The sequence below is a fragment of the Streptomyces sp. NBC_00019 genome (genome assembly GCF_045041015.1).
GTDB lineage: Bacteria > Actinomycetota > Actinomycetes > Streptomycetales > Streptomycetaceae > Streptomyces.
The window spans coordinates 9,507,372-9,532,010 of record NZ_CP108302.1 but is presented as its reverse complement, the minus strand read 5'-3'; the positions used below and the strand labels follow the sequence as shown (position 1 = coordinate 9,532,010).

The window sequence follows — 24,639 nt, the reverse complement described above, 5'->3', positions numbered from 1 at the left end:
GCCCGGAGTGCCGTATGCCCTTCGCGTTCTCCCCCGTCGCCGGGGTCGTGCTACGAGAACAGCTCGCGAAGGAGAGTTCCGTGACCACCGAGTCCGCAGCCGCGGCAGCGCACGCCACCGTGTACGGCTACCCGCGCCAAGGCCCGAACCGGGACCTGAAAAAGGCGATCGAGGGCTACTGGAAGGGCCGCGTCACCGCCGACGCGCTCCACCGGACCGCCACCGACCTGCGCCGTTCGAACTGGCGAGAGCTGGCCGACGCCGGCCTCCACGAGGTGCCGACCGGCACCTTCTCGTACTACGACCACGTCCTGGACACCACCGTCATGGTCGGCGCCATCCCCACCCGCCACCGCGACGCCGTCGCGGCGGACGCACTGGACGGCTACTTCGCCATGGCCCGCGGCGGCCGGGACACCGCGCCGCTGGAGATGACGAAGTGGTTCGACACCAACTACCACTACCTAGTCCCCGAGTTGGGGCCGGACACCGTCTTCGCCGCGGATGCCTCGAAGCAGGTCGCCGAGGTACGGGAAGCCCTCGCGCTCGGTCTGGCCGCCCGGCCGGTCCTGGTCGGCCCGGTCACCTATCTGCTGCTGGCCAAGCCCGCCCCCGGAGTCTCCGCCGACTTCGACCCGCTGACGCTGCTGGACCGGCTGCTGCCCGTGTACGCCGACGTCCTGTCGGATCTACGGGCCGCCGGCGCCGCGTGGGTACAGCTGGACGAGCCCGCGCTCGTCCAGGACCGCACCCCGGCGGAACTCAACGCCGCCGCCCGCGCCTACCGTGAACTCGCCGCTCCGGCCGACCGGCCGAAGCTGCTCGTGGCCTCGTACTTCGACCGCCTCGGACAGGCCCTGCCCGTGCTGGCCAAGGCACCCGTCGACGGGCTCGCCCTGGACTTCACCGGCCCGGCCGCCGCCAACCTCGACGACCTCGCCGCCGTGGGCGGACTGCCGGGCAAGCGGCTGGTGGCCGGGGTGGTCGACGGGCGCAACATCTGGATCAACGATCTGGAGAAGTCACTGTCCACGCTGGGCACCCTGCTCGGCCTCGCCGACCGGGTCGACGTGGCGGCTTCCTGCTCCCTGCTCCACGTCCCGCTCGACGTCACGGCCGAACGCGACATCGCCCCGCAGATCGCCCGCTGGCTCGCCTTCGCCCGGCAGAAGACGTCCGAGATCGTCACCCTGGCACACGGCTTGGCCCGCGGCACCGACACCATCGCCGCCGAACTCGCCGCGAACCGCGCGGACCTGGCCTCCCGCGCGGCCTCCCCCATCACCCACGACGACGCCGTGCGCACCCGGACGGCCGCCGTCACCGATGCCGACGCCCGCCGCTCACGCCCGTACGCCGAGCGTGTCCTGGCCCAGCGCGCCCACCTGAAGCTCCCGCCGCTGCCCACGACGACCATCGGCTCCTTCCCCCAGACCGGCGAACTGCGCACGGCACGCGCCGACTTGAAGGCCGGACGCATCGACACGGCGGCGTACGACCAGCGCATCGAGGCAGAGATCCGCGAGGTGATCTCCTTCCAGGAGAAGACCGGCATCGACGTCCTCGTGCACGGCGAGCCCGAACGCAACGACATGGTCCAGTACTTCGCCGAACAGCTCACCGGCTACCTCGCCACCCGGCACGGCTGGGTCCAGTCCTACGGCACCCGGTACGTCCGGCCACCGATCCTCGCCGGCGACATCTCGCGCCCCGAACCCATGACGGTGCGCTGGACGGCGTACGCCCAATCCCTCACCGACCGCCCGGTCAAGGGCATGCTCACCGGTCCGGTCACCATGCTCGCCTGGTCGTTCGTCCGCGACGACCAGCCCCTCGACGAGACCGCCCGCCAGGTCGCCCTCGCCCTGCGCGACGAGGTGAACGACCTCGAGTCGTCCGGCACTTCGGTCATCCAGGTCGACGAGCCGGCGTTGCGCGAGACCCTGCCACTGCGGGCCGCCGACCGGCCGACCTATCTGACCTGGGCCACCGAGGCGTTCCGGCTCACCACGGCGGGCGTACGGTCCGAGACACAGATCCACACCCATATGTGCTACGCGGAGTTCGGTGACATCGTCGGGGCGATCGACGACCTCGACGCCGATGTCATCAGTCTGGAGGCGGCCCGCTCGCACATGCAGGTGGCCGGTGAGCTGGCCGCGCACGGCTATCCACGCGAGGCGGGGCCGGGGGTGTACGACATCCATTCGCCTCGGGTGCCGAGTGCGGCGGAGGCCGCGGCCCTGCTCCGCAAGGGACTTGAGGCCCTGCCGGCCGAACGGCTGTGGGCGAACCCCGACTGCGGTCTGAAGACCCGTGACTGGCCCGAGGTGCGTGCGTCGCTGGAGAACCTGGTGGCGGCGGCACGTGAGGTCCGGGGCGACGTGTCCTGAGTGAGTCGATGGCGGGTGCGGCCGCGGGACGGATTCCGGGACCGCACCCGCCATCCCCCTTGTGTGGGCTCAGCGGGTCGGCGTCACGAGGACAGCCACTCGGTGGCGTTCAGCGCGAGCGCCGCGTTGGTGGCGCCGGTGTCGTTCCAGCCGTCGTAGAGCGTGTTGCCGGACTGGCCGGTGCCGTCGTCGATGGGTGAGCTGTCGCCCCAGAAGGCGATCTTTCCGCTGCCGAAGGTGCTGGTGGCGAAGAAGGCTCCGGTGTTGCCGGAGTATCCGGTGCGGTAGAGAAGTCCCTTGACGGCCGAGTTGTCCGCGGGCTTGAGGGTGGCCGTCGTACCGCTGGCGATCAGGCTCTTGGTGACGGTGCCGAACGAGCCGTGCAGCACCGGATTCGAGCTGTCGCTGATGGCCGACGGGTAGTCCGAGCCGATGCTGAGCGAGTCGACGGAGAAACCGAACGGGTCGGTGGAGTCGACACTGTTGTTGGTCATCAGGTCGTTGAGGATCTCGACCGCGTCCTCGCCGTCGTTGTTGCGGTCGGCGCCGGTGTGGTCGGAGATCATGAACAGGCCGCCGCCGTTCTTCACGAAGTTCATGATCGCCGTCTTCTCGGCGGTCGTGAACAGCGTGTTGGGCTCCGGCAGGACCAGCGTGTCGAAGTTCGCGAGATCCTGAGCGCCGGACCCACCGTAGGTGAGGCTGCCGCCCGACGGGAGCGTCTTCAGGCTGTAGTCGCCGGTCTGCTGAAGCGCCACGCCCCAGGAGGACAGCGCGCCCGTCCAGTCCGTCTCGCCGGAGGGCGAGGAGTCCTCACCGGTCGGGTCGGGCTGGCTGGTGGAGACGATCCAGTCGGCATTGCCGGCCGTCTCGGCGTGGGCGTTGTCGAACAGGACACGGTGCGTGGTGGCGGCGGCAGCCGGACCGGCGGTGGAAGCCTGGACTGCGGCGCCGGTGACGAGCAGGCCGAACACCGTGACGGCGGTGGTGAATCTGCGGGGGGACTTGCCGAGGCCGAGCATGCGGTGAACCTCCAGGAGTGGGGGGAGCGGGAGGCGGTGCGGGCGCCGAATCTGCGCGCGTAGAACGGCAGTTGCACGACTGCCGCTCAACACAAGGCTGGACGCTACACACAAGATCCAGAAGGTCGGCAGGGCCTGCTGGGGGTTCACGTAGAGCTCTTACCCGGTTGGCGATCGGCTCGGACGTCACTTGATGGTCTTGAGGAAGTTCAAGTAAGTATCCACGTCGCGCCCATGGCGATCCGACTCCTCGACGGCCCGCACGAGATCCCGCTGGACCTTCCCTGCGCAATCAAGGTCTGACTTCCGGAGCTTCGAGAACTTCTGTGCGAACTGGAGCAATAACCGGGACGCTTCGGGCGGCGACAAGAACGCCACGGTCCCTGCGCCACGGAAGGACTCATCCGTCCCCTCGCGATAGGTGACCTCCACGACATAGGCACGTGTCGCCCCTTGCTCCTTTTCGTAATAGGGATTCTTTTCGGGCTCACCGAGTACGAATTGAACGGCCTCCGACGTGCCGGGCAAGATCTCGAAAGGCCGAACAAGCAGCTCACTGCCTTCATCGGGCAAGGTCACATCGAAGCTGCCCGTGACACTGACACCACCCCCTGTGGGCGGGAGTTCCGGCCTGCACGGATCGGTCGCCCGGTAGACGTGCTTGCCCGTGAACCGGAAGTCAGTGATCACGGCGGTCAGATCGCCCCTGTCGCGCAGGGTGAGCAGGATCGGAGTACCCAGGGTGGTGGTCTTGCCCGGCAGTTTCCGTTCCCGGCCTTCAGGACGGCGGGAACCCGTACTTCTTCCTCCACCGACAAGGAAAGAGCCTCCAGTCCGGGCTCGGCCCCGTCGTCCCCCTCCCACGGGTTCGGCAGCCACCCGAAGAAGACACTCGTGAAAGCCAGGGCGACAGCACTCCCGAATGCCGTGACGGCAGTCAGGAAAGGTCTGCTCGATTGTTCTTGCCCCGGGTCCGATCCCGTCGTGCCGTCCGACTCCGACTCCCCCATGCCGCTGATTTTCCCAGAGCGGGACTCCGCGCACTACGTCGTTGCAGGACCGCCCCCGAGCCCGATCTCGTTACCGTCCGGGTCGTGGTAGGTGATCTTGCGGACGCCGTTGGAGTAGGTCTCGCGCCTCGTGGGTTCCAGACCCCGGTCGGCGATGCCGGCGATACGGGTGTCGAGGTCGTCGACGAAGAGGGTGTGGAGGGCGTTGCCGGCGCGGGCGGGGAGGTGCTCGATGTAGATGTACCGGTGTTCCGCCAGCTCCCAGACGGCTTCCGTGTCGTTCGGGAAGAACGCCGGTGCGGTGCCGAAGAGTCGTTCGTACCAGGCCAGCGCCGCCGTGTAGTCGCTGACCGGAATGCCTGCGAAGAGGTCCAGGGACATCCACCCATGCTAGGCGCTCGCGCTCCACGCGGCCTTCGCCACGGCTGTCCCCGCCCGGAGCGCGGCCACGGGATCGGCCGCCTCGTCCAACTCGATCAGCACCGTGCCGGCTCCCGGTGTGCGGGACATCGCCGCGGCCCAGCCCGGCCAGTCCACGATGCCGTTGCCGAGTTCGGTCATGTACGGCTGCTGTTGGGCGTAGACCGTGTCGTCGATGGTGAGGTGGACGTCGATCGGGCGTATCGCGTCCTTCCAGTGGGCCAGCGCGATCCGTGGGGCGTGGCGGCGGGCGACGGCCACCGGGTCGCCGCCGCCGAGGGCGATGTGGCAGGAGTCGGGGCACAGCCAGACGTAGCGCGGGTCGGTCAGGGCCATGAACAGGTCGATGTCCCGCTCGTACCAGAGCGTGCTGTGGGACTCCGTGTGGAAGGCGAGCTTCACGCCGTGCCGGGCGACGGCCTCACCGACCACGTGCGCGATGTCGGCCATGCGGGTCATGTAGGCGGCGTCGACGAAGAACGGCGGCCGGGTCCCGTACGTCGTCCGCATCGGCAGCCCGGCGACGAGGAGTTCGCCGCCGACCTCGGCGAGGAAGGCCGCCCGGCGTTCGGCGTCGGCGACGATCGCGGGCAGGTTGTCGCCGTGCCGCCAGTCGGGGGCGTCGCTGCCCGCGATGAACGCGCTCACGACGAACAGGCCCCGGGCCGCGAGTTCGCCGCGGAACGCGGGGGCGCTGCCGAAGGCGCGCAGGGCGGAGTCGATGTCGCCGGGGGCGAAGGTCAGCTCGATGCCGGTGACACCGGCATCGACCAGGGCGTCCATGACCCGTGCCCAGAAGAGCTCCGGGTGTGCCTGGGCCCGCTCGCGTACAGCGTCCGCCGAGGCGAGTCCCCAGAAGTCCGGGTGGTAGAAGGTGATGATGTCGGTCGCGAAACGCGGCGTCGTCATTCGGCACCTCCGCGGGCGTTGTAGACGACGACGCCGTCGGCCGCGTCGACGGCCTTGCGGTAGTTGCGGAACACAGCGAGAGCCTCGTCCCGGAGCACGTCGCCCACGACCTCGATGCCGCGTGCCTCGAACTGCTCGGCCCAGTCCGCGCCGAGCGGGCCCTCGTCGAACGTGGTGATCTCCTCCAGTTCGGGGCCCTCGCCGGCGACGACGAGTCCGCGTACGCCGGACCACATGGTGGCGCCGTAACACTGGATGCAGGGACGCCAGTTGACGACCAGCTCGTGAGGGGGAAGCCCCTCGCCGCCCAGGTCCCAGCCGCCGGTCGCCGTCTGGGCGAGACCGAGCGCGACGACCTCGGCGTGGGCGCTGGAGACGCCGGAGGCGAGGACGACGTTCACCCCGACCGAGACGATCCGGCCGGTGTCCCGTTCGGCGACGAGCGCCGCGAACGGACCGCCGTTGCCCTCGCGCCAGTTGCGGTCGGCGAGTCGGTGGACCAGCCGCATCCGGTCGTCACGGCCGGGGATCACCGCGGGCACGTCGGCCAGTTCGTCGTCGATCCAGGCCGGCAGGGCCACGTGGTACTGCTTGGCGATGTCGATCACGGTGCGGGCTTCCTGTCAGTGGGCGGCGAGTGCTGTGTTGCGTACGGCTACCGCGCGGGCGGCGCGGATCGCGGTCACCGCGCCGGTCAGGGTGACGTTGGCGGCCATCGCGGTGGGGATGACACCGTTTCCGGCGAGGTACAGGTTGTCGTAGCCCCACACCCTGCCGTCCGGGTCGCACACACTGGTGCCGTCGTCGGCCGTGCCGGAGCGGACGGTGCCGGTCTGGTGCAGGGACGAGCCGGGCGGGAGCAGCGCGCTCTCGGTCGCCGGGTCGAAGGGGCCGAACTCCTCGGCCAGCGAGCGGACTTCGGCCAGAGCTCGGTCGATCAGTGTGCGGTCGGCGTCGGAGTGGCCGAACTCGACGGTGATCCGGGGCATTCCGGCGAGGTCGGTCTCGGTGTCGGAGAACACGAGCCGGTTCTCGGGGCGGGACTCGACGGGGGCGTACAGCGACAGGCCCACGGAGTGGGCGAGGGGGCGGCCGCCGTCGTCGACGTACGTGCGGTTCATGATCTGGCCGTGGAACGGCTGGGCCGGCCCGTTGTGCGGCAGCCAGAGCGAGTCGGTGCTGAACTCGCCGGGGCGTGGCAGGGGCAGGGTGTCGAGGTCGATGCCGAACCGGTCGAGGTCGAGCAGGACGCGGGCGGTGATGAACGCGTGCTCGTTGAGGCGGCGGCCGAGCGCGGGCGGCCGTATGCCCGAGGCGAACAGCAGTTGGGGGGTGCGCAGGGCATCGGCGCAGACCACCACGGTGTCGGCGTGGAGTTCGGACTCTGCGCCGTCGGAGACGCGGCGCAGCCGGGCGCCGGTGACCCGGTCGTCCGTGACGAGGAGGGCGGTCACGAGCGTGCCGGTCAGGAAGGTGAAGGCGGGGTCGCCGCCGGTCGCGAGGGTGGGGAAGATCGTCCCGGGAGCCGTGCGGGGCATGGGGCCCGACGCGGTCGGGGTGACGGCCATGGGCATCGGCTGTGGTCGCCGGTCGTGCGGTCCCCCGCCGTCGAAGCGGCGGCGCAGGATGTCGAGGACCCGGCTCCCGACCTCGGTCGGGCCGATCGCGGCGGGCGTGACGGCGAGGATCCGGCGCGCGGTTTCCAGGTCCGTGGCCCAGCCGACCGGGTCGCCGAAGTCGAACACCTCGTCCCCGGCGGGCCAGGGGGTCGCGGCGGTCCAGTGGACGCCCATGCCGCCCGCGTTCCACGCGAGCGCCGCCTGGGGCATAGCCTCGGCGTCCTCGCCGAAGGCCAGGGCGTGGAACATGCCGGGCGTCAGGTCGGCGAGGCTGCCCGCGATCTCGCGCACCACCTCGGCGCCGGTGTACATACCCTGGATGCCGGTGGCGACGCGTTCGTTGTAGCGCGCCCACAGGTCCGGGTCGTCGAGGTCGTGCAGGTGCAGGCCGGGAGCCGCGCCGATCGCGCTGCCGCCGTCCACCATGGTGATGTCCAGCGCCGGATCGCTGTCGCGCAGCTGCCGGGCCACGACGGATCCCATGATGCCGCTGCCCACGACGAGGACGTCGGTGCGGGGGGTGTCGGTCAAGGTGAGACTCCATGTGTTGTGCCACGGGTGCGGGTGGGGGGCGAGCTGTGGGGGTGTGGGTCAAGCGCGCGGGACGAGCGGGCCGAACAGTTCGGTGTCCATGCGGTCGAGGGCCAGTTTCACGGCGCCGATCAGGGCCGCGTCGCGGCCCAGGACGGTGGCGCGCAGTTCGATCTCAGGGGCGCGGGCGTGGCGCATCGCCTCCCGCACCCGGGGCAGCAGCACGTCGGCCGCGTCCTCCAGGCCGCCGCCGAGCACGATGAGCGAGGGGGCGACCGTCCACGACAGGATGGTGAGGATCGACGCCATGTTCTCCACGAACTCGTCGACCTCCGCGAGCGCGGACGCCTCCCCCGCCCTGGCGGCCTCGCAGCGGGCGAGGGCGACGGCCCGCTGTGCCGGTTCGGGTGAACTCAGCCAGGCCACCGGGTGGTTCTCGACCGAGGCCGTCGGGATCGACCGTGCCTCGACGATCTCGCCCGCCGCGCCGTCGAGACCGCGGTGCACGGCGCCCCGTATCAGGATGCCGAGACCGGTGCGGTTGCCGAGGATCGCCCAGACGACGTTGTCGTGGTCGCCGGCCACACCCCGCCAACGCTCCGCGAGTGCACCGAGGTTGGTGTCGTTGTCCGCGAACCACGGCATCGGGATGCGCCGTTCGAGCTCCTCGGGCAGGTGCACGCCTTCCCAGTGCGTCGTGTGCACCAGCCGCCGTACGACTCCCTCGTCGTCGATGGCGCCACCGCCCGCGACCGCTCCGGCGCGCAGCCGGTCCACCGACCCGCCCGCGTCGTCGAGCGCCCGAAGGACCAGCGCCGCCGCGTCGTCGAGGGTGGCGTGCGGGTCCTGGTAGGCGCGCAGTGGCCCCTGCGCCCTGCCGAGAATGCGTCCGCGCACGTCGGCGACGACCGCCGACGCGCCCGAGGTGGTGATGCACACGGCCGCCAACAGGGCGTGTTCGGCGCGTAGTTCGTACCGCCGGGCGGGCCTGCCGGCCGAGCCGCTGACCGGGACCCGGTCGAGCTCCACCACCCAGCCGGCCTCGACGAGCGAGTCCAGGATGAGTTCGATGGTACGGCGGGACAGACCGGCCTGATCGGCCAGCGCGGTCAGCGTCGTCGGCCCGGCCGACACCGCCAGCGCACGCAGGACGACCGAGGTGTTGACGCGCCGGACGGCGCTCTGGTTCATCCCCGACATCAGCACGTCGCCGCCGCCTCGGGCAGCGGCCGTACGACGGGATCGAACACGCCCGTGGTGTCGGCCACCAGCGGTGCACCGGTACGGCCATACTCGCGCGCCGGGTCGCCGGGCGACCCGGTCGCGCGCGCCCAGTCCGGCTCCTCGCCGTGGAGGAACGCGACCAGGTCGGCGTGCATCGAAGTGGCCAGGTTCTGGGGCGGGTCGGTGCCGAGGGCCTCGGCGATCCCGCCCGCGTCGAGTACGTCGAAGAAGTACGGGATGTCGACGCAGTGCGCGGCACCGCCGAGCACGGGCGAGGGCCATTCGAAGGAGTACAGCCAGGTGCCGGCGCGGGCGGCGCGACGGGCGGCCGCGGCCCGCGGGCAGGCGGCGCGGAACAGGGTGTCGGTGCGGCGGGTGCCTGCCGCACGGGCTCCGTGAACGGGACCTGGGCCGCTGTCGAACTCGTCCCCCGTCGCGCCGAGCAGCAGCGGTACGTCGTGCCCGTGCACGGCGAGACCCTGGGCGACCGGTACCGGCAGGATGTCGTCGCCGACGAACGGGCCCAGCACGGGCGCATCGTCGCCTCCCTCGTCCCGCAGGTCGAGGACGGCCCGCTGGACGTCCGTCACGCTGCGGGCGCCGAATCCGGCTCGCGTCGCGGACACACCGAGCCGCTCCCCCAGCCGCCCGAGGAACGCGCGTACCGCGCGTGGTTCGAAGAACCCGCCGGACAGACTGACCGCCCGCTGGAAGCGGCCACGGCCGGCCGGCGACGAGAGCAGCGCGAGCACCGCCGCGCCCCCGGCCGACTGCCCGGCGACGGTCACCCGGTCCGGATCACCGCCGAAGGCGGCGATGTTCTCGCGCACCCAGTCGAGGGCGAGCAGCACATCCCGCAGCCCCAGGTTGGTGGGGACGTCGTCCAGTACGGCGAATCCGTCGACGCCGAGCCGGTAGCCGACGGTGACGCAGACGACGCCGTCGCGGGCGAAGGCTCGGCCGTCGTACCAGGGGCTGGCCGGACTTCCCGCGAGGAACCCGCCCCCATGGATCCACACCATGACCGGGAAGGGCCCGCGGTCGTCGTCCGCGGCCGGGGCGACGACGCCGAGGTTCAGCACGTCGTCCCCCGGCACCGACGGCTCGGGCACCGTGGTCGTCGCGAACAGCGGCACGCGCTGGGCGGTCGGGCCGTGCCGGGACGCGTCGTACGGCTCGTGGAACCGACCGCGTGGGACCGGTGCGGCGAACCGCCGTGCACCGGTGGGTGGTTGGGCGTAGGGGATGCCGAGGAAGCGGCCTACCTCACGGTGGCGGCGACCGGTGATCGTGCCGGCCGGAGCGTGCACGGTGACCGGCTCGCCCGGCGCGTCGAGGGAGTTCATCACGCTCACCGCATTCCCGTTCCCGAGATGCCCTGTACGAAGTAGCGCTGGAGGAACAGGAAGAGCACCAGCACCGGCAGCATCACGACGATCGCACCGGCGAGCAGCAGGCCGTAGTCCTTGACGTTGGCGGCCGCCTGGCTGGTGGCGGCGAGGCCCACCGGCAGGGTGTAGGTGTCCATGCTCTGGGCGACGATGAGCGGCCAGATGAAGTTGTTCCACGAGGCGAGGAACGACATGATCGTGATCGTCGCGACGGCCGGGCCGGCCAGCGGGAGGAAGATCCGGAAGAAGATCCGGAACTCGCCCGCGCCGTCGATCCGGGCCGCTTCGAGGAGTTCGTCGGGGATCGACATCGCGTACTGCCGCATGATGAAGACGGACAGCGGCATCGCCACGCCGGGCAGGGTGATCCCGGTGAGGGTGTCCGCGAGACCGAGGTCGACGGTGATCACGAACTGGGTGACGAACACCGCGGTGAACGGCACCATCATCGCCGCCATGACCGCGCCGAACGCGAGCCTCTTGCCCGCGAAGTCGAGCTTGGCGAGCGCGTATCCGGCGGCCGACGCCGCGACGATGTTGCCGACCACGACGATGGCCGCGACGACGACGCTGTTGACCATGAACTGACCGAAACCCTCGGTGCGGAACAGCCGCAGGAAGTTGTCGAAGGTGACATGGTGCGGGAGCCAGGCGCCGGGGTCGGAGCGGATCTCGTCGAGGCTGCGCAGCGAGCCGCTGACCACCCAGAAGAAGGGCAGCGTCGTGAGCAGCGCGCACAGCACCAGCGCGCCGTACAGCAGTGGTCGGGCCACGGGCCGACGGCGCGTGGCGAGACGGTCGATGGTGGTTGACGTGTTCCGCGACGCGGCGAGAGCGGTCATGTGCGGGGCCTCAGCAGTCGGAACTGGACAAGACTCACCAGGGCCACCAGGACGAGCATCACGAAGGACGCGGCCGAGGACATCCCGAACTCGCCGGCGCCGAACTGGTGGTAGGTGTACAGCGCCACGGACTCGGTGGAGCCGAGCGGGCCGCCGTCCGTGAGCAGGTAGGGCTCGTCGAAGACCTGGAGGTAGAAGACGGTCAGCAGCACCGACACCATCAAGGTGGTGGGCAGCAGCAGTGGAAGGGTGATGTGCCTCAACTGCCGCCATTTTCCTGCCCCGTCGAGGGAGGCGGCCTCGTACACGTCGTCCGGGATGGCCTGCAGACCGGCGAGGAACAGCACCATCGCGGTGCCGAAGTTGCGCCAGATGCCGAGCAGGATGACCACAGGCATGGCGAGGTTCGGGTCGTCCAGCCAGTTCGGTCCGGCGAGGCCGACGGCGCCGAGCCCTCTGTTGACGGTGCCGTCGGCGTAGAAGGCGTACTGCCAGATCAGGGCGACCGCCACGACGTTGGTGACGACCGGCGCGAAGAAGAGCGTGCGGAAGGTGCCGCGCAGGCGGCGGATGCCGGAGTTCAGCGCCACGGCCAGGGCGAAGCCGATCAGCATGGTCAGCGGCACGCCGACGGCCACGAACAGGGCGGTGTTCAGGATGTCGCGCAGGAAGCTGTCGTCCTGGAACAGCCGGACGAAGTTGTCCAGGCCGGTGAAGTCGACCGCGAACGGATGCCTGAGGTCCGTGCCCCGCAGATCGGTGAGGCTGAAGCCGAGCGCGGCGACGGTGGGGATGGCCGTGTAGACCAGGAACACCACGGCGAACGGCGCGAGGAACAGCCAGGCGACGGCGGTACGACGGGCGCGCCGCCGGGTGCCCACGACAGGGGTGGTGGTCATGGGCGGCTCACTTCGCACCCGTGCCGAGGCTGTCGGCGTACGACTGGATGTCCGCGGCGGCCTTCTCCGCGGTCGACGTGCCCCTGGCGACGGCCTCCATCTCCTTGCCGATCCGGGTCGCGACCTGCTGCCAGGTGCTGACCTGCGGGAACGTCCGGGTGTTCTTGAGCTGTGTGAGGAAGGCGTCGAGGAGCGGCTGCCCCTTGATCGCGGAGTCGTCCCAGGCGGAGACCACCGCGGGCAGCGAGCTGTACGCCTTGTACTGCGCGATCTGGGTGCTCGGCTGCGCTATGTGCCGGACGAGCTTCCACGAGGCGTCCGCGTTGCCACTGTCCGCGAGGACACCCCAGCTGCCGCCGGCGGAGAAGGAGACGCTGCCCGAGGACCCGGCCGGCAGGGGTGCGGTGGCGACGTGGGACGCGGTCCAGCCGTCCTTCTTCGCGGCGGTGTCGAGCTGGCCGACCACCCACGGGCCGGTGATCATCGTGGCGGTCTTCCCGCTGACGAAGTACGGCTGCGCGTCGAGGAAGGTGGGCGTCGCGGTGTCGGCGACGCCCGAGGTGAAGAACGACGCGTTGTACTCGAGCGCGTCGATCATCGCCGGGGTGTCGACTGTCCACTTCCCGCCGGAGGAGAGCAGCGAGCCGCCCGCCTGCCATGCGTACATCGCGACGTCCTGGCCGTTGAAGATGTCCCATCCGATGTCGGCCGCGAGGCCGTGCTCGGCGCCGGCGCTTTGGAGGGCCTTGAAGAACGGCACCATCTCGTCCCACGTGGAGGGCGCCTCGACGCCCGCCTTCTTGGCCAGATCGGAGCGGTACACGAGGGCGTACGTGTAGGCGTACCAGGGCACCGTGTAGGCCACGTCGTCGACGACGCCCGCGTCCCAGAGGCTCTTGAAGAAGCTGTTCGGGTCGACGAGGCCGCCCGGCACCGGCTGGAGGATCGACGGGTCGAGGAACTGGGCCTGCGACTCGGGGAAGAACTGGGCGATGTCGGGCCCCTTGCCCGCCGCGACCGCCGACTGCAGTTTGGTGTAGTAGTCGGCGTTCGGGATCAGCGTGAACTTCACGGTGACGTCGGGGTTGGCGGTCTTGAACGGCTTGATGACCTTGTCGAGCACATCGGCGTCGCCCTGCGCGGCCCAGACGGTCACCGTGCCCTTGGCCGGGGAGTCGTCGACGCGCTCGGCACTGCCGGTCGCCGCGCTGTCGTCATTGCGCCCGCAGCCCGCCAGTGGAAGGGCGAAACCGAGAGCCATACCGGCGGTCAGCCGCAGGGCACCGCGTCGGGTGAGGTTGGGCACGAAAGCCTCCTGTCTCAGGGCAGCGCTGGGAACGCTGCGGACAGCGGTGGGATTTTCGGGGGAAGTAGCCAATTCGGAGCGGTGGATCCCACGTGTCGGGTGGAATCCGTGCCGTTGACAGCGACGCTACGAAGGATGTGTTTCGGCCACGTGGCGAGGCCGGCCCCCATTAATTTCGGAACTTGTAGCGAAATCACTGCTGCCAGACTGCGGCCATGGGATCTTGGACCACTTTGGGACCGGCCGTGCTGTCCTTGGCGGGCGTCGCGTTGGGCGCGGCGGGCACCCTCTTCGGGCAGTACCTGGTCTCGCGCGCGAGCGCGCGCCAGGTGGAGGCCCAGGAGTCGGCCGCACATCGCGCCGAGCTCAAGGGGGTGATCCTGAAGTTCCTGGGCGTCGCGTTCCAGGTGAAGAAGGCGGTGCCGGCCCCGAGCGACGCGGACGACTCGCTCGAAGGACTGGTCGAGGAGCTGTGGCTCACCCATGCCGAGCTGGACCTGGCCGCCCGCACCGAGCCGTTGCGCGGCGCCGCCTACCGTTTCGCCGCGCGGCTCACCGAGGCCTCCCGGAGCTCTGCCGTCGACGGGGGCGTGCTGCACCGGGCGCAGGTCGAGTTCATGAATGCGGCCTACGACGATCTCTGGCCCGGGCAGCGGCGAGATTCAGCCGCGCTCTGATCAGCCCTTCGCCGTGTGCTCCAGGATCGCCTCGGCGAGCGGGGCGTGGACCTGGGGCGGGAGGGCGTGGCCCATGCCGGGGATCTCGACGAGGCGGGCGCCGTGGATCGCCTGGGCGAGGTGGTGGGCGTGCGGGGGTGGGGCGACGGGTTCGGCCGGGGCGGAGATGACCAGGGTGGGGACATCGGTGCGGGCGAGTGGTTCGGTGCGGTCCATGCCGGAGGTGTCGGCACGGGCGTGTGCGGTGCTGGTGGCGCGGTGGCCGGTGTGCTCGATGATCTTCCGTTCCAGTGCGCGGGCGTATGCGGCGTCGAAGGGCAGTTGGTCACCGCCCAGGGCCTGCCAGTGCTCGACCCGGCGTTCCAACTCGGCCTCGGGGCCCTGGTCCTCCGCCGGGCGGGACCACAACTCCAGGAGATGCGGGGCGACTCCGGGAAGCTCCTCCGGCGGGGTGCGGGTTCCGTCCGGACTCACGTAGGGGATGGTGCTGAGGGCGGCGGTGCCGATCAGTGTGGCGCTGCGCAGCCGGTCGGGGTGGTCGGCGACGAGGAGTTGGGTGAGCATGCCGCCCAGTGACATACCGACGACGTGGGCGCGTTCGACACCGAGCCGATCCAGGACCGTGACGGCGTCTTCCGCGAGTCGGGTGAGCGGGTAGGGCTGTTCGTCGAAGCGCCAGGTCGAGCGGCCGGTGTCCCGGTGGTCGTAGCGGATGACGTGATGGTGGGTGCCGAGCGTGTCGATCAGTTCGTCGGGCCACCCCAGCCCCGATGCCTGCGCACCCATGATCATCAACAGCGGGGGCGCCCCGACCGCGCCGCGATCCTCCACCCACAGACGCACACCGGGGGCCACGTCGACCATGCGTTCCATGTCTGCGCTCCTCACACCCATCAAGCAAGACGAGACGTACCGTATCGCAAAGCCCTACACGATGCTCCCCGCCGACCAGGTTTGCCGATTCCCGCCGCCCGTCCGTAAGTTGACCCGATGGGCCTTTTCGACAAGCTGACCGGCACGCGCCACCCCGACAGCGGCATCGCACCGCGTTCCGCCGAGGAGGTCAGGACCGCGCTGCTCGCCGTCAACCGGCCCGACGCGCCGTACGTCGTGCGCAACGCCCGGCCCGACGAGCGTGCCGACCTGGTCGCGGAGTGGCGGATCGAGGAACCCGCCTGGCACACCTTCTTCGCCCGCTCCCAGCTCACGTCGACCCTCAGGACGCGGATGCGCCTGGTGCCGGAAGACCAGGAGGTGCGGGCGGTCGACGAGCAGTGGCAGGTCACCTGGGTCGGGGACACGCCCCGGCTGGCCATCTCGCGCGAGTACTCCCGTGGGCAGGTCTCCGCGGTCAGCCGGCAATGGACGTACGAGCGCGGGGACGACGGCCGGATGCACAAGACGGAGGTGTTCCGCTTCGATCCCGCGGAGCTCAAGGATCCGCTGCGCGCTGCGGTCCTCGGCGCGGGATGGACGTGGCGCGGCGTGGTCTTCAAACTGTGACGCCCTGACAGGTCCGAGGCGTCCGTCTCATTTGCCGACCGGCCTGCGGGCCGGGCAACCCATGGCCCAAGATGAGCAGGTCATGCGCCAACCCGCCACGCACCGTCCAGCGCCCCTGCCCGTCCTGCGGGCCGCGGTGTTCGCCGTCGTCGGCACGGTGCTGGGGGTGAGCGCCCACCGTCTGGCCGCCGAGGGCGCCGTACCGTGGGCGCAGGGCTCGACTGTGACCGCCGCACTGTTCGGTCTGGGGCTGGTCGGCGTACGCCGTCCCCGGCGCATGGGAACGGTCGTCGTCTGCAGTGTCGTAGGCCAGTCCGGGCTGCACCTGTGGCTGACCCTCGGCGCGCACGCACAGCCCCCCGCTCACCAGCACGGTCACCACATGCAGGGCGCCCACCCGGCCTCGTACGACTCCGTGGCCATGGCGGCGGCCCACGCCCTGGCCGCCGTACTCGTCGCGGTGCTGCTGCACCGCGCGGACGCGGCCTGCTGGACCCTCGCGCGTGGCGTGGCCGCGGTGCTCGACGCGGCGCGCGCCCATGTCGCCGCCGCGCGCGCGTTGTTCACACGGCCCCGGACGGCCGTGCGGCTCCTGCCGCCGGTCCTCGTGCCGATGGAGGCCGGATGGTCCGCGGCCACCGGTCCGGTGCTCGCGTATGCGGTGGTACGGCGCGGTCCTCCCGCGTCCGGGTCGGCCGAAGCCAACTGACCCAGCCGGGAGGCCTGTTGAGGCCGCCCCGGCGAACCCCCCTGCCTGGAGACACCCATGTCCCGCACCACATGCCGCCTCGCCGTCGCCACCGCGGCCGCGGCAACCGCCGTCCTGCTCGCCGCCGTTCCGGCCGCCGCCCATGTGGAGGTCGAGGCCGACGGCGCACAGGCCCTCGCCCAGGACGTCGAGCTCACCTTCACCGCCGAGTCGGAGTCGGCCACCGCCGGCATCACCCAGCTCCGGGTGATCCTGCCCAAGGACATCGCCCCTTCCGACGTGACGTACGAGGACGGCCCCGAGGGCTGGAAGTTCGCCACCACGGACGACGGTTACACCGTCAAAGGTCCGGCCGTGAAGGTCGGTGGCGACGCCGAGCACTCGGTCGTCGTACGGCAGCTGCCCGACGCGAAGGAGCTGGTGTTCAAGACGCTCCAGACCTACAGCGACGGCAAGGTCGACCGCTGGATCGAACTGGGCGAGTCCGACGACGGGCACGGACACGGGCACGGCAACGAGGCCCCGGTCCTCGAACTGAAGGCGGCCGCGCCGGGCGCGACCACGGTGAGCCCCACCCCCAGTGCGTCGCCGACCCCGACGCCGACGCCGACCGCCACGGAGACCGGCGTCTCCCCCACCCCGCAGGCCGCCGACACCGAACAGGACGAGGACAGCGGTCTGTCCACGGGCGCGTGGATCGGTATCGCGGTGGCGTTGGCCGTGGCGGTCGTCCTCGTCGTACGGCGACGGGGCGGCGCCCAGCAGTAGTCCGGCAGCACTCTCCAAGGGCCCTCGCACCCACGGCAGTTCGCGATGCGGGGGCCCTGCCTCAGAAGTTCTTGACGAGCAACGTCGCCAGCCACAACGCGACCACCACCACCGCGAGCACTCCGACCACCTGGACGGCCCGGACAGGAATCCTGCGCATGGCGTCCACCCTCTCCTCGACTCCTGACGCAGTCCTACCCCGGGCACTGGCCGGCGGCACGGTTCACCGCGACGATCCGAGGGAATCCCGACCAATCGGCGGTCAAGGAGAGCCCCTGTGAAGGCCATCGTCCAGAACGCCTACGGCTCCACCGACACACTGCACCTGCGGGACGTCGACCGTCCCGTGCCCCGCGACGACGAGGTGCTCGTCGAGGTGCGGGCCGCCGGCGTCGACCCGAGCGTCTGGCACCTGCTGACCGGACGGCCCTACATCGCCCGGCTCAGTCCACAGCTCGGACTGCGCCGCCCCGCCCACACCGTGCGCGGCTGGGACGCCGCCGGACGTGTCGAGGCCGTGGGCGCCGAAGTGACCGCCTTCAAGCCCGGCGACGAGGTCTTCGGCCAGTGCGACGGCTCCTTCGCCGAGTACGCGCGCGGCAAGGCCGAACAGCTCGCCGCCAAGCCCGCGAGCCTCTCCTTCGAGCAGGCCGCCGTCCTGCCCGTCTCCGGCGTCACCGCCCTCCAGGCCCTCGACGTGGCGCGCCCCCGATCGGGGCAGAAGGTCCTCGTCATCGGCGCCTCGGGCGGGGTGGGCACGTACGCCGTCCAGCTCGCGGCGCACTACGGCGCCCAGGTCACCGGCGTCTGCGGCCCCACGGCGGGCGACCTGGTCCGCTCGCTCGGCGCCACCGACGTCGTCGACTACACCCACGAGGACATCACCGACCGGCCCGTCCGCTACGACCTGATCATCGACGCCGCCGGCAACCGCTCCCTCTCCCGGCTGCGCCGTATCCTCGCCCCGCGCGGCACCGCCGTCTTCGTCGGCGGCGAGGACGCCGGCCCCGTGCTAGGCGGCCTGGACCGGTGGGTCCGCGGTCTGGTCCTCTCCGCCTTCGTGGGACAGCGCCTGCGACCGGTGTTCGCGGTCACCCGGCAGCAGGACCTCCTCACGCTCAAGGCCCTCGTCGAGACGGGCGCGATCACTCCGGTCATCGACCGCGCCTATCCCCTGGCCGAGGCGGCCGACGCCGTACGCCACCTGGAGAAGGGGCATCCGCGGGGCAAGTTGGTCGTCACGGTCTGAAGCCGCGTGCGGCTGCTCCGGCATCAGTCGGTGCGCGCGACCTCCTGACCGCCGGGGGATTCCACGCGGGTGAGCCACGTCGTGAGGAGCGTTTCGAGCGTCTCGGCCTCGCCGGGTGTCAGCAGGTCCAGGAGCCGGCGTTCGTTGCGCATGTGGTCGGTGAAGGCTCGGTCGATCAGTTCACGGCCGGGCCTGGTGAGGGCGACGATCCGGCCCCGCTGGTCGTCGTCGGCGCGTCGGCGGGTGACGAGTCCGGCGCGCTCCAGGCGGTCGATCCGCTTCGTCATCGCGCCGGTGGTGACCATGGTGTGGGCGGCGAGCTCGCCGGGCGCCCGTTCGTAGGGCTCGCCGGCGCGGCGCAGGGCGCACAGGACGTCGAACTCCCCCTCGCTCAGGCCGTAGTCGCCGTAGACGAGGCAGAGCTCCTCGGTGAGCCGGTCGGCCAGGCGGTGCAGTCGGCCGATCACTCCTTGCGGGGTGACGTCGACGTCGGGCCGTTCACGACGCCAGTCGGCCTGGATGCGGGCCACGCGGTCGAGTTGTTCCATGCGGTCACAATACCTTCCCGGGAAGCTATATTGGCTTCCATGGAAGCTAATGCACGCTGGGTGGCGCTGACCGCGGTCGCGCCGGTGGCCTGGGGGACCAACTACTTCGTCACGCACGAGTACCTGCCCGCGGACAGCCCGCTGTACGGGGCCGCTCTGCGGGCGCTGCCCGCCGGGCTCGTCCTGCTCGCGCTGTGCCGCAAGCTGCCGCGCGGCGCGTGGTGGTGGCGGTCGGCGGTGCTGGGGCTGCTCAATGTGAGCGTGTTCTTCGTGCTCGTCTACGTCGCTTCCCAGCTGCTGCCGACGAGCATCGCCTCGACCGTCATGGCGATGTCCCCGCTGACGATGATGCTCATCGCCTGGCCCCTGGTCGCCGAGCGGCCCGGCCTCGCGCACCTGACCGGCGCGGCGGTCGGGCTCGGCGGGGTGTGCCTGATGCTGCTCACCGGAGAGGGCGGGGTGAACGTGCCGGGCGTCCTCGCCTCGGCGGGGGCGATGCTGGTGTCGGCCTTCGGTCACATCCTGACCAAGCGGTGGAACGCCGGTACGGACGTGCTCGCCTCCACCGCCTGGCAGCTCACCGCCGGAGCGGTGTTCCTGCTGCCGGTCGCCGCGGCCGTGGAGGGCCCACCACCCGCGCTCTCCCCGTCGGCGCTTCTCGCCTTCGGCTACGTCTCCCTGGTCGCCACCGCGCTGGCCTTCACCGTCTGGTTCGCCGGACTGCGCCATCTGCCCGCGGCGACCGTGGGTCTGATCGGGCTGCTCAACCCGGTGACCGGTGTGCTGCTCGGCACGGCCGTCGCGGGCGAGGCGATGACGGGCCGGCAACTGTGCGGGCTGGCGCTCGTGCTGATCGGCGTGGTCCTCGGCAGGCCCGCGCGCCCGGCTCGACGGAACTCCCGTCCGCGAGCCCTCACGCCTCCCGCGCCTGAGCCCTCCGCCTGCGATCGCCGGTGAAACCGGTGCAAGGTTGAGGGGTGACCGAACGACGCTTCGACGTATGGGCGGCCGGGGACGCGTACGAGCGGTACATGGGCCGCTGGAGCCGGCTCGTGGCCGACGAGTTCGTGGCGTGGCTCCCCTGCCCGCCCGGCGCACGGTGGCTGGACATCGGGTGCGGCTCGGGCGCCCTGACCTCCACGGTGGCCGCCCGCTGCCGGCCCCGGACGCTGCTCGGTCTTGACGGGTCCGCCGGGTTCGTCACCACGGCCCGCGCCTCGACCCCTGAACCGGCCCGCTTCGCGGTGGCGGACGCCCGGGCCCTGCCGGTGCGGGACGCGGTCTTCGACGTGGCCGTCAGCGGACTGGTCCTCAACTTCCTCACCACGCCCGGTGTCGCGGTCGCCGAGGCGGCGCGCGCGGTGCGGCCCGGCGGACTGGTCGCCGCCTATGTGTGGGACTACGCCGAAGGCATGGAGTTCCTGCGCCACTTCTGGGCTGCCGCGACAACCGTGGACCCATCGGCGGCCGCCCAAGACGAGAGCCGCCGCTTCCCGCTCTGCGATCCGACCGCACTGCGCGACCTGTGGGACGAGGCCGGGCTGACCCGGGTGACGGTTGCACCGATCGACATCGCCACCCTCTTCCCCCACTTCGACGACCTGTGGTCCCCGTTCCTGTCCGGTCAGGGCCCCGCCCCCGGTTACGTCGCCACCCTCTCACCGGCCACCCGGGAACGGCTGCGTCAGACGCTGCGCGACCGAGTGCCGGCGGGGGCCGACGGCACGATCGCCCTGAAAGCCCGCGCGTGGGCCGTACGGGGAGCAAGCAGGATCACTGACAGCGCCCGGTAGTGTCCGCCCGGTGAATCTGAACCTCTCCGGCAAGGTACCCACAGGACTGACCCTGCGGGCCCGCGATTTCATCGGCAGCCACTGCGTCAAGGTCGACGTCCAACCGAGGGAGCAACACCGGCAGGCGTGGCTCGAGCTCGGCATCCCCGCGGAGGAGATAGACCGCGTCGTGGCGTTTCAGCGCCAATGGGGCGGCCTCGTACTGCCACCGTATCCGCGCTACGAGGGTGGGCCCAGTTATCTGGATCCCGATGTCCCGGTGCGCTCCGGGGACGAAGGCTGGTGGTTCGCGGCAGGGGACCAACGGTCCTCGGTGCCCTTCTCGTTCATGATCGGACCCGGCGGGGAGTTCGGCCTCCACTCGCACCGCTGGACCGCGCTGCACGAGACGATCGAGGGGTGGGTGGAGTCCCTCGCCCTGGCCCACCACGCCGCCCTGTGGGCCAAGTGCATCACCAAGGTGACCGGCGACGAGGTCGAGGACATCGAGCTGGCCGGCTATCAGCCGGTGCGCGAGGTCAGAGGGCTGGCGGACACCTGGTGGCGGGGCGCCGACTCGCTGGTGGCGATCTACAACGGTGAGGCCGACTGCCTTTCGGCTCCCTGGTCCCGTACGGCGTTGATCTACTCCGGCCTCGACGAGTGGGGCCTGAGAGGGGGTGTCGACGACGAAGGATGAGTACCCCGACCCTAGGCCCTGGGGGACGACCTGACCGTCGTGGGCGAGGACTGAGCGGGTCCCGCTCCGAAGGGCTCCCGTTCTAGTGGAGCTCGACCGTGGCGCCACGGCGTTCGAGGAGTTGGACGATCTCCTCGAAGTACGTGAGCCCCTCCCCGGACATGTCGTCGGCGAAGGCCTGCCGTGCGATGTGGGAGTCGTGCCAGATCAGCGTGAAGGGCGCGGCTATGCCGAAGTCACCGCCCAGGCAGTCCCTGAACGCGTTCCACTCCCGCCCGAAGTAGCCGCCCGGACCCACCAGCGCCTCGGCCATCGCACAGTGCAGGCCCGGCTCGTCGGTGACGAACCTGCCGTCGAGACGGTGGACGCCACCGGAGCGGTCGGGGCGTCGCTCGCCGACACCGGTGGCCGTGAGTTCGAGCCACTCGTTCCGGCCCGCGGTCGTGTACGGAGCCCATTGGTTACGGACCGACGGGGCTCCCCGGTACCAGGTCTCCCAGATCGGACGGGCCACCAGCGGGCGCTGGTCGCCGCCGTCGGTGAGCGTGATGTCGAGGAGGTCGGTGCCGAGCACGGACGGGCGTGACTTCTCGATACGCAGATCGACGTTGTGGCGGTGCATCACCCGGCCGTGGCGGTCCAGCGCCCACAGCCCCACCCAGTCCCTGTCCCATTTACGCCGTCGACTCAGCACCGTGCGCAGCGGCTCGGCGGGCTCGCAGCCGACGAGGTGCATCGGCACCGGCGCCCGGCCACAGCGGGAGGCGAACAGCCCCTCCACGTCCAGGCACTGCCCGGCGGGCGTGGTACCCGCGGTGGTCCCCGCGAACACCCCCAGTACTGCTCCTCGCCGTCCGCGTCCTCCTGGACCAGCAGATACCTGACCGGAAAATCCCGCTCCCAGACCGCATGCTCCGCGCCCCGCACCCATCCCCCACACTCGAACCACCCGCACCTGAGCCGCACTTGGGATCAGGTCACCAGAAGCGTGTCACCCGAGCGCGGTTCACGCCTCTCAATTCATGTCCGGTACCGGCGGCGGCGAACAGGCGGCCGAGGCCGCGCTCCGGGAGATCCCTGAGGCCTGCGCCACGACTGCCGGCAGCTACCTAGTGTTCGTCGGAGACCGAGCGGTCTCACTCATACGTCGCCGAGGAACCCCGGATCGGCCGAACCCAGCTGCCGGGCGAAGTCGGCGGCCACTCCGAGGACTTCGCGCATCGGCACGGCCCGCCAGCTGTTCGCGGCGAGATCCGCGTGGGCCTCCTCGGTCCACAGGAACGGGTACACGGTGATGCCCTGCGAGAGGTCCAGCGCGGCGGCCTCCTCGCGCCAGCCGGGCCGGCGCAGCCCGTCGTAGAACGTCTCCAGGCGGCCGGACAACAGCCAGTGCACCCATGAGGAGTGGCCCATGTCCATCGCCTCCCACGCCAGGGTGTCGGGCGCGAAGTAGGTCATCCGGCCCGGGGAACCGGGGCGTCCGGACGCGGCGGGATCATGGCCGTTCAGGGCGAACACGCCTCCCAGCGCGTCCTGTCCCACGACGAGTCCGGCCTCGGGAGACCAGTCCGGGTCGAACGCGTCGGGGAAGCGATTGACCTGGGCCAGGCTCGGCAGGCCGCCGCTCGCCTCGGAGCCGCCGCCGAAGACCCGTACCCATCCGTCGTCGAGGACCAGTCCGCCGCAGTTCCAGGCCAGGGCGCCGAGCGTGGAGCGCGCGGTGACCTGCATCTGCAGCACGCTCCGACGCCCCTCGGCCGGGTCGGCGGCGAGCACCCGCACCGGGACGGCGCCGGCCGCGAACGCCTCCTGGAGTTCCGGCCAGGCCGGGTCGTCCACCTGTGTGAGCTCGTCGATCTCTCGCATCCGAGGATGATCGCAGCCGATGGGGGGGGCAGGGTCTAGGGGGCCGCCGCCTCCAGGTCGGCGACGGTGCCCGACATGACCGTCCGGACGTGTTCGGTGATGTGCTCCACCGGCCAGTCCCACCAGGCCACCGCCAGCAGCCGGGCGATGTCCTCGTCGCTGTAGCGGGTGCGGATGAGGCGGGCCGGGTTGCCGCCGACGATCCCGTAGTCGGGGACGTCGGCGGTGACCACGGCGCCGGTACCGATGATGGCGCCGTGACCGATCCGTACACCGGGCATCACCGTCGTGCCGTGGCCGAACCAGACGTCGTTGCCCACGACCGTGTCACCCCTGTTCGGCAGTCCGGTGAGGAGGTCGAAGTGCTCGGTCCAGGAGCCGCCCATGGTCGGGAAGGGGAACGTCGAGGGGCCGTCCATACGGTGGTTGGCACCGTTCATGATGAACCGCACCCCCGTGCCCAGGGCACAGAACCTGCCGATCACCAGCCTCTCCGGCCCGTAGTGGTACAGCACGTTCCGCGTCTCGAAGGCGGTCGGGTCCTCCGGGTCGTCGTAGTACGAGAACTCCCCCACCTCGATGAGCGGCGACTTCACCAACGGCTTGAGCAACACCACACGCGGCTGCTCGGGCATCGGATGAAGCACCGTGGGGTCGGCGGGTACGGGCATGGTGGCGAATCCTTGCTGATCCGGGTACGGGGGTCCGGAGCCACGATCGCAGTGGGCCGGGCCCGGCAACACCGAATTACCGCCGAGCCGCGGTGGCCGTTTCGGGCGCGGCGACGTCCGTCACGGCTGGGTCGGCGCAACAGGTGCTGCCCTGCTGCTTGGCCAGGGAGTCTGCGTCGGCCTTGACGACGTACATCTCCCAGGCCTCGGTGCTGTCGACCTCTACGCCGAGATGGTCCATGCGGGTCGCCTCGTCCGGGGTGCCTTCGATCAGGACGAGCTTGAGCGGTGGCTCGGCGATGGCGAAGTTGGCGTAGCCGTCACGGAGTTTGGTGGGTTCGGTGCCGAAGAGCTTGCTGTAGAAGGCGATGGACGCGTCGAGATCCGGGACGCGGAGGGCGAGTTGTACGCGGGATGTCATGGCGAACCTCCTGGTGTGGGTGCGGGTTCAGCAGCCGCCGTGGAGAACAGACGGACGTGCGACCACTCCCGCACGGCGCTGCCCGCGGTCGGGCCGGCCTCCAGGACCAGGGGGCCCAGGCCGCGCTCGACCAGGTGGGCGGCGGCGGCCAGGCCGATCGGTCCGGCACCGATGACCACGACGGGCAGA

26 protein-coding genes and 1 pseudogene are annotated in these 24,639 nt (G+C 70.9%); 9 read left to right on the top strand and 18 right to left on the bottom strand.

The window, feature by feature from the left end; translation table 11 throughout:
* Window positions 1–80 precede the first annotated feature (80 nt).
* Window positions 81–2,393 carry a 5-methyltetrahydropteroyltriglutamate--homocysteine S-methyltransferase gene (gene metE / locus OHU89_RS44245; protein WP_405651167.1) on the top strand — a complete coding sequence of 771 codons (2,313 nt, stop codon included), beginning with the start codon at window positions 81–83 and terminating at the stop codon, window positions 2,391–2,393.
* 83 nt (window positions 2,394–2,476) lie between these two features.
* On the opposite strand, the gene OHU89_RS44240 is transcribed toward metE, so the two are convergent.
* The 11 genes from OHU89_RS44240 to OHU89_RS44190 form a co-directional block, all read right to left on the bottom strand.
* Window positions 2,477–3,415 carry a hydrolase gene (locus tag OHU89_RS44240; RefSeq protein WP_405651165.1) on the bottom strand — a complete coding sequence of 313 codons (939 nt, stop codon included), beginning with the start codon at window positions 3,413–3,415 and terminating at the stop codon, window positions 2,477–2,479.
* Window positions 3,416–3,601: 186 nt separating this feature from the next.
* Entirely contained in the window at window positions 3,602–4,294 is a 693-nt protein-coding gene (locus OHU89_RS44235) for a hypothetical protein (protein ID WP_405651162.1), read from the bottom strand.
* A 164-nt stretch (window positions 4,295–4,458) separates the two neighbouring features.
* Window positions 4,459–4,806 (bottom strand): VOC family protein, encoded by a 348-nt coding sequence (locus OHU89_RS44230; RefSeq protein ID WP_405651160.1) that lies wholly within the window; start codon window positions 4,804–4,806, stop codon window positions 4,459–4,461.
* 9 nt (window positions 4,807–4,815) lie between these two features.
* On the bottom strand, window positions 4,816–5,754 hold the full coding sequence (locus OHU89_RS44225) for a sugar phosphate isomerase/epimerase family protein (protein WP_405651157.1): 939 nt from the start codon (window positions 5,752–5,754) through the stop codon (window positions 4,816–4,818).
* Complete coding sequence (locus OHU89_RS44220) at window positions 5,751–6,362, bottom strand: nucleoside deaminase (protein WP_405651155.1); 612 nt, start codon at window positions 6,360–6,362, stop codon at window positions 5,751–5,753. Before OHU89_RS44220 ends, OHU89_RS44225 begins: the two co-directional genes overlap by 4 nt.
* A 15-nt stretch (window positions 6,363–6,377) precedes the next feature.
* Window positions 6,378–7,904, bottom strand: coding sequence for a GMC oxidoreductase (locus OHU89_RS44215; RefSeq protein WP_405651153.1), 1,527 nt, complete (start codon window positions 7,902–7,904; stop codon window positions 6,378–6,380).
* 60 nt (window positions 7,905–7,964) lie between these two features.
* A complete protein-coding gene (locus tag OHU89_RS44210) occupies window positions 7,965–9,095 on the bottom strand; it encodes an ROK family protein (RefSeq protein ID WP_405651151.1) in 1,131 nt (376 codons plus the stop codon).
* Between the two features lie 8 nt (window positions 9,096–9,103).
* A complete protein-coding gene (locus OHU89_RS44205) occupies window positions 9,104–10,474 on the bottom strand; it encodes a carboxylesterase family protein (protein ID WP_405651148.1) in 1,371 nt (456 codons plus the stop codon).
* 5 nt (window positions 10,475–10,479) lie between these two features.
* Window positions 10,480–11,361 (bottom strand): carbohydrate ABC transporter permease, encoded by an 882-nt coding sequence (locus OHU89_RS44200; RefSeq protein WP_405651146.1) that lies wholly within the window; start codon window positions 11,359–11,361, stop codon window positions 10,480–10,482.
* Window positions 11,358–12,260 carry a carbohydrate ABC transporter permease gene (locus OHU89_RS44195; protein ID WP_266884248.1) on the bottom strand — a complete coding sequence of 301 codons (903 nt, stop codon included), beginning with the start codon at window positions 12,258–12,260 and terminating at the stop codon, window positions 11,358–11,360. The genes OHU89_RS44200 and OHU89_RS44195 overlap by 4 nt, the downstream gene beginning before the upstream one ends.
* A gap of 7 nt (window positions 12,261–12,267) precedes the next feature.
* Window positions 12,268–13,566, bottom strand: a complete 1,299-nt coding sequence (locus OHU89_RS44190) for an extracellular solute-binding protein (protein WP_405651143.1) — start codon at window positions 13,564–13,566, stop codon at window positions 12,268–12,270.
* Between the two features lie 215 nt (window positions 13,567–13,781).
* Here OHU89_RS44190 and OHU89_RS44185 point away from each other — a divergent pair, with 215 nt between their 5' ends.
* Window positions 13,782–14,243: a hypothetical protein gene (locus OHU89_RS44185; protein ID WP_405651141.1), complete on the top strand. Its 462-nt coding sequence runs from the start codon at window positions 13,782–13,784 to the stop codon at window positions 14,241–14,243.
* Here the strand turns inward: OHU89_RS44185 and OHU89_RS44180 are convergent, their stop codons facing one another.
* Window positions 14,244–15,116: an alpha/beta fold hydrolase gene (locus OHU89_RS44180; protein ID WP_405651139.1), complete on the bottom strand. Its 873-nt coding sequence runs from the start codon at window positions 15,114–15,116 to the stop codon at window positions 14,244–14,246.
* A gap of 117 nt (window positions 15,117–15,233) precedes the next feature.
* Between OHU89_RS44180 and OHU89_RS44175 the strand changes: the two genes are divergently transcribed.
* The 4 genes from OHU89_RS44175 to OHU89_RS44160 all read left to right on the top strand — a co-directional run bounded on the left by OHU89_RS44175 (window position 15,234) and on the right by OHU89_RS44160 (window position 18,472).
* Window positions 15,234–15,746 (top strand): hypothetical protein, encoded by a 513-nt coding sequence (locus OHU89_RS44175; protein ID WP_405651137.1) that lies wholly within the window; start codon window positions 15,234–15,236, stop codon window positions 15,744–15,746.
* A gap of 82 nt (window positions 15,747–15,828) precedes the next feature.
* The gene (locus tag OHU89_RS44170; protein WP_405651135.1) at window positions 15,829–16,455 is read left to right on the top strand and encodes a hypothetical protein; all 627 of its coding nucleotides are present in this window, start codon (window positions 15,829–15,831) and stop codon (window positions 16,453–16,455) included.
* Between the two features lie 57 nt (window positions 16,456–16,512).
* Window positions 16,513–17,223 (top strand): DUF1775 domain-containing protein, encoded by a 711-nt coding sequence (locus tag OHU89_RS44165; protein WP_405651133.1) that lies wholly within the window; start codon window positions 16,513–16,515, stop codon window positions 17,221–17,223.
* Between the two features lie 277 nt (window positions 17,224–17,500).
* Complete coding sequence (locus OHU89_RS44160; protein ID WP_405651131.1) at window positions 17,501–18,472, top strand: NAD(P)-dependent alcohol dehydrogenase; 972 nt, start codon at window positions 17,501–17,503, stop codon at window positions 18,470–18,472.
* Window positions 18,473–18,495: 23 nt separating this feature from the next.
* On the opposite strand, the gene OHU89_RS44155 is transcribed toward OHU89_RS44160, so the two are convergent.
* The gene (locus tag OHU89_RS44155; protein ID WP_405651128.1) at window positions 18,496–19,020 is read right to left on the bottom strand and encodes a MarR family winged helix-turn-helix transcriptional regulator; all 525 of its coding nucleotides are present in this window, start codon (window positions 19,018–19,020) and stop codon (window positions 18,496–18,498) included.
* 39 nt (window positions 19,021–19,059) lie between these two features.
* On the opposite strand from OHU89_RS44155, the gene OHU89_RS44150 reads away from it, so the two are divergent.
* Genes OHU89_RS44150 through OHU89_RS44140 form a run of 3 tightly spaced genes read left to right on the top strand, consistent with a single transcriptional unit; the run spans window position 19,060 to window position 21,492 of the window.
* A complete protein-coding gene (locus tag OHU89_RS44150) occupies window positions 19,060–19,977 on the top strand; it encodes a DMT family transporter (RefSeq protein WP_405651126.1) in 918 nt (305 codons plus the stop codon).
* A gap of 20 nt (window positions 19,978–19,997) precedes the next feature.
* Entirely contained in the window at window positions 19,998–20,813 is an 816-nt protein-coding gene (locus OHU89_RS44145) for a class I SAM-dependent methyltransferase (RefSeq protein ID WP_405651124.1), read from the top strand.
* Between the two features lie 10 nt (window positions 20,814–20,823).
* The gene (locus OHU89_RS44140) at window positions 20,824–21,492 is read left to right on the top strand and encodes a hypothetical protein (protein ID WP_405651121.1); all 669 of its coding nucleotides are present in this window, start codon (window positions 20,824–20,826) and stop codon (window positions 21,490–21,492) included.
* An 82-nt stretch (window positions 21,493–21,574) separates the two neighbouring features.
* Here the strand turns inward: OHU89_RS44140 and OHU89_RS44135 are convergent, their stop codons facing one another.
* From OHU89_RS44135 to OHU89_RS44115, 5 genes and pseudogenes are all read right to left on the bottom strand, one after another.
* Window positions 21,575–22,324: a barstar family protein gene (locus tag OHU89_RS44135; RefSeq protein WP_405651119.1), complete on the bottom strand. Its 750-nt coding sequence runs from the start codon at window positions 22,322–22,324 to the stop codon at window positions 21,575–21,577.
* A gap of 308 nt (window positions 22,325–22,632) precedes the next feature.
* Window positions 22,633–23,358, bottom strand: coding sequence for a DUF2625 family protein (locus tag OHU89_RS44130; protein WP_405651117.1), 726 nt, complete (start codon window positions 23,356–23,358; stop codon window positions 22,633–22,635).
* Between the two features lie 35 nt (window positions 23,359–23,393).
* Window positions 23,394–24,029 (bottom strand): CatB-related O-acetyltransferase, encoded by a 636-nt coding sequence (locus tag OHU89_RS44125; RefSeq protein ID WP_405651115.1) that lies wholly within the window; start codon window positions 24,027–24,029, stop codon window positions 23,394–23,396.
* 76 nt (window positions 24,030–24,105) lie between these two features.
* Window positions 24,106–24,450 (bottom strand): VOC family protein, encoded by a 345-nt coding sequence (locus OHU89_RS44120; RefSeq protein WP_405651112.1) that lies wholly within the window; start codon window positions 24,448–24,450, stop codon window positions 24,106–24,108.
* Window positions 24,451–24,455: 5 nt separating this feature from the next.
* Window positions 24,456–24,638 (bottom strand): annotated as a pseudogene (locus tag OHU89_RS44115) (FAD-dependent oxidoreductase); the annotation flags it as partial.
* Between the last annotated feature and the right edge of the window lies 1 nt (window position 24,639).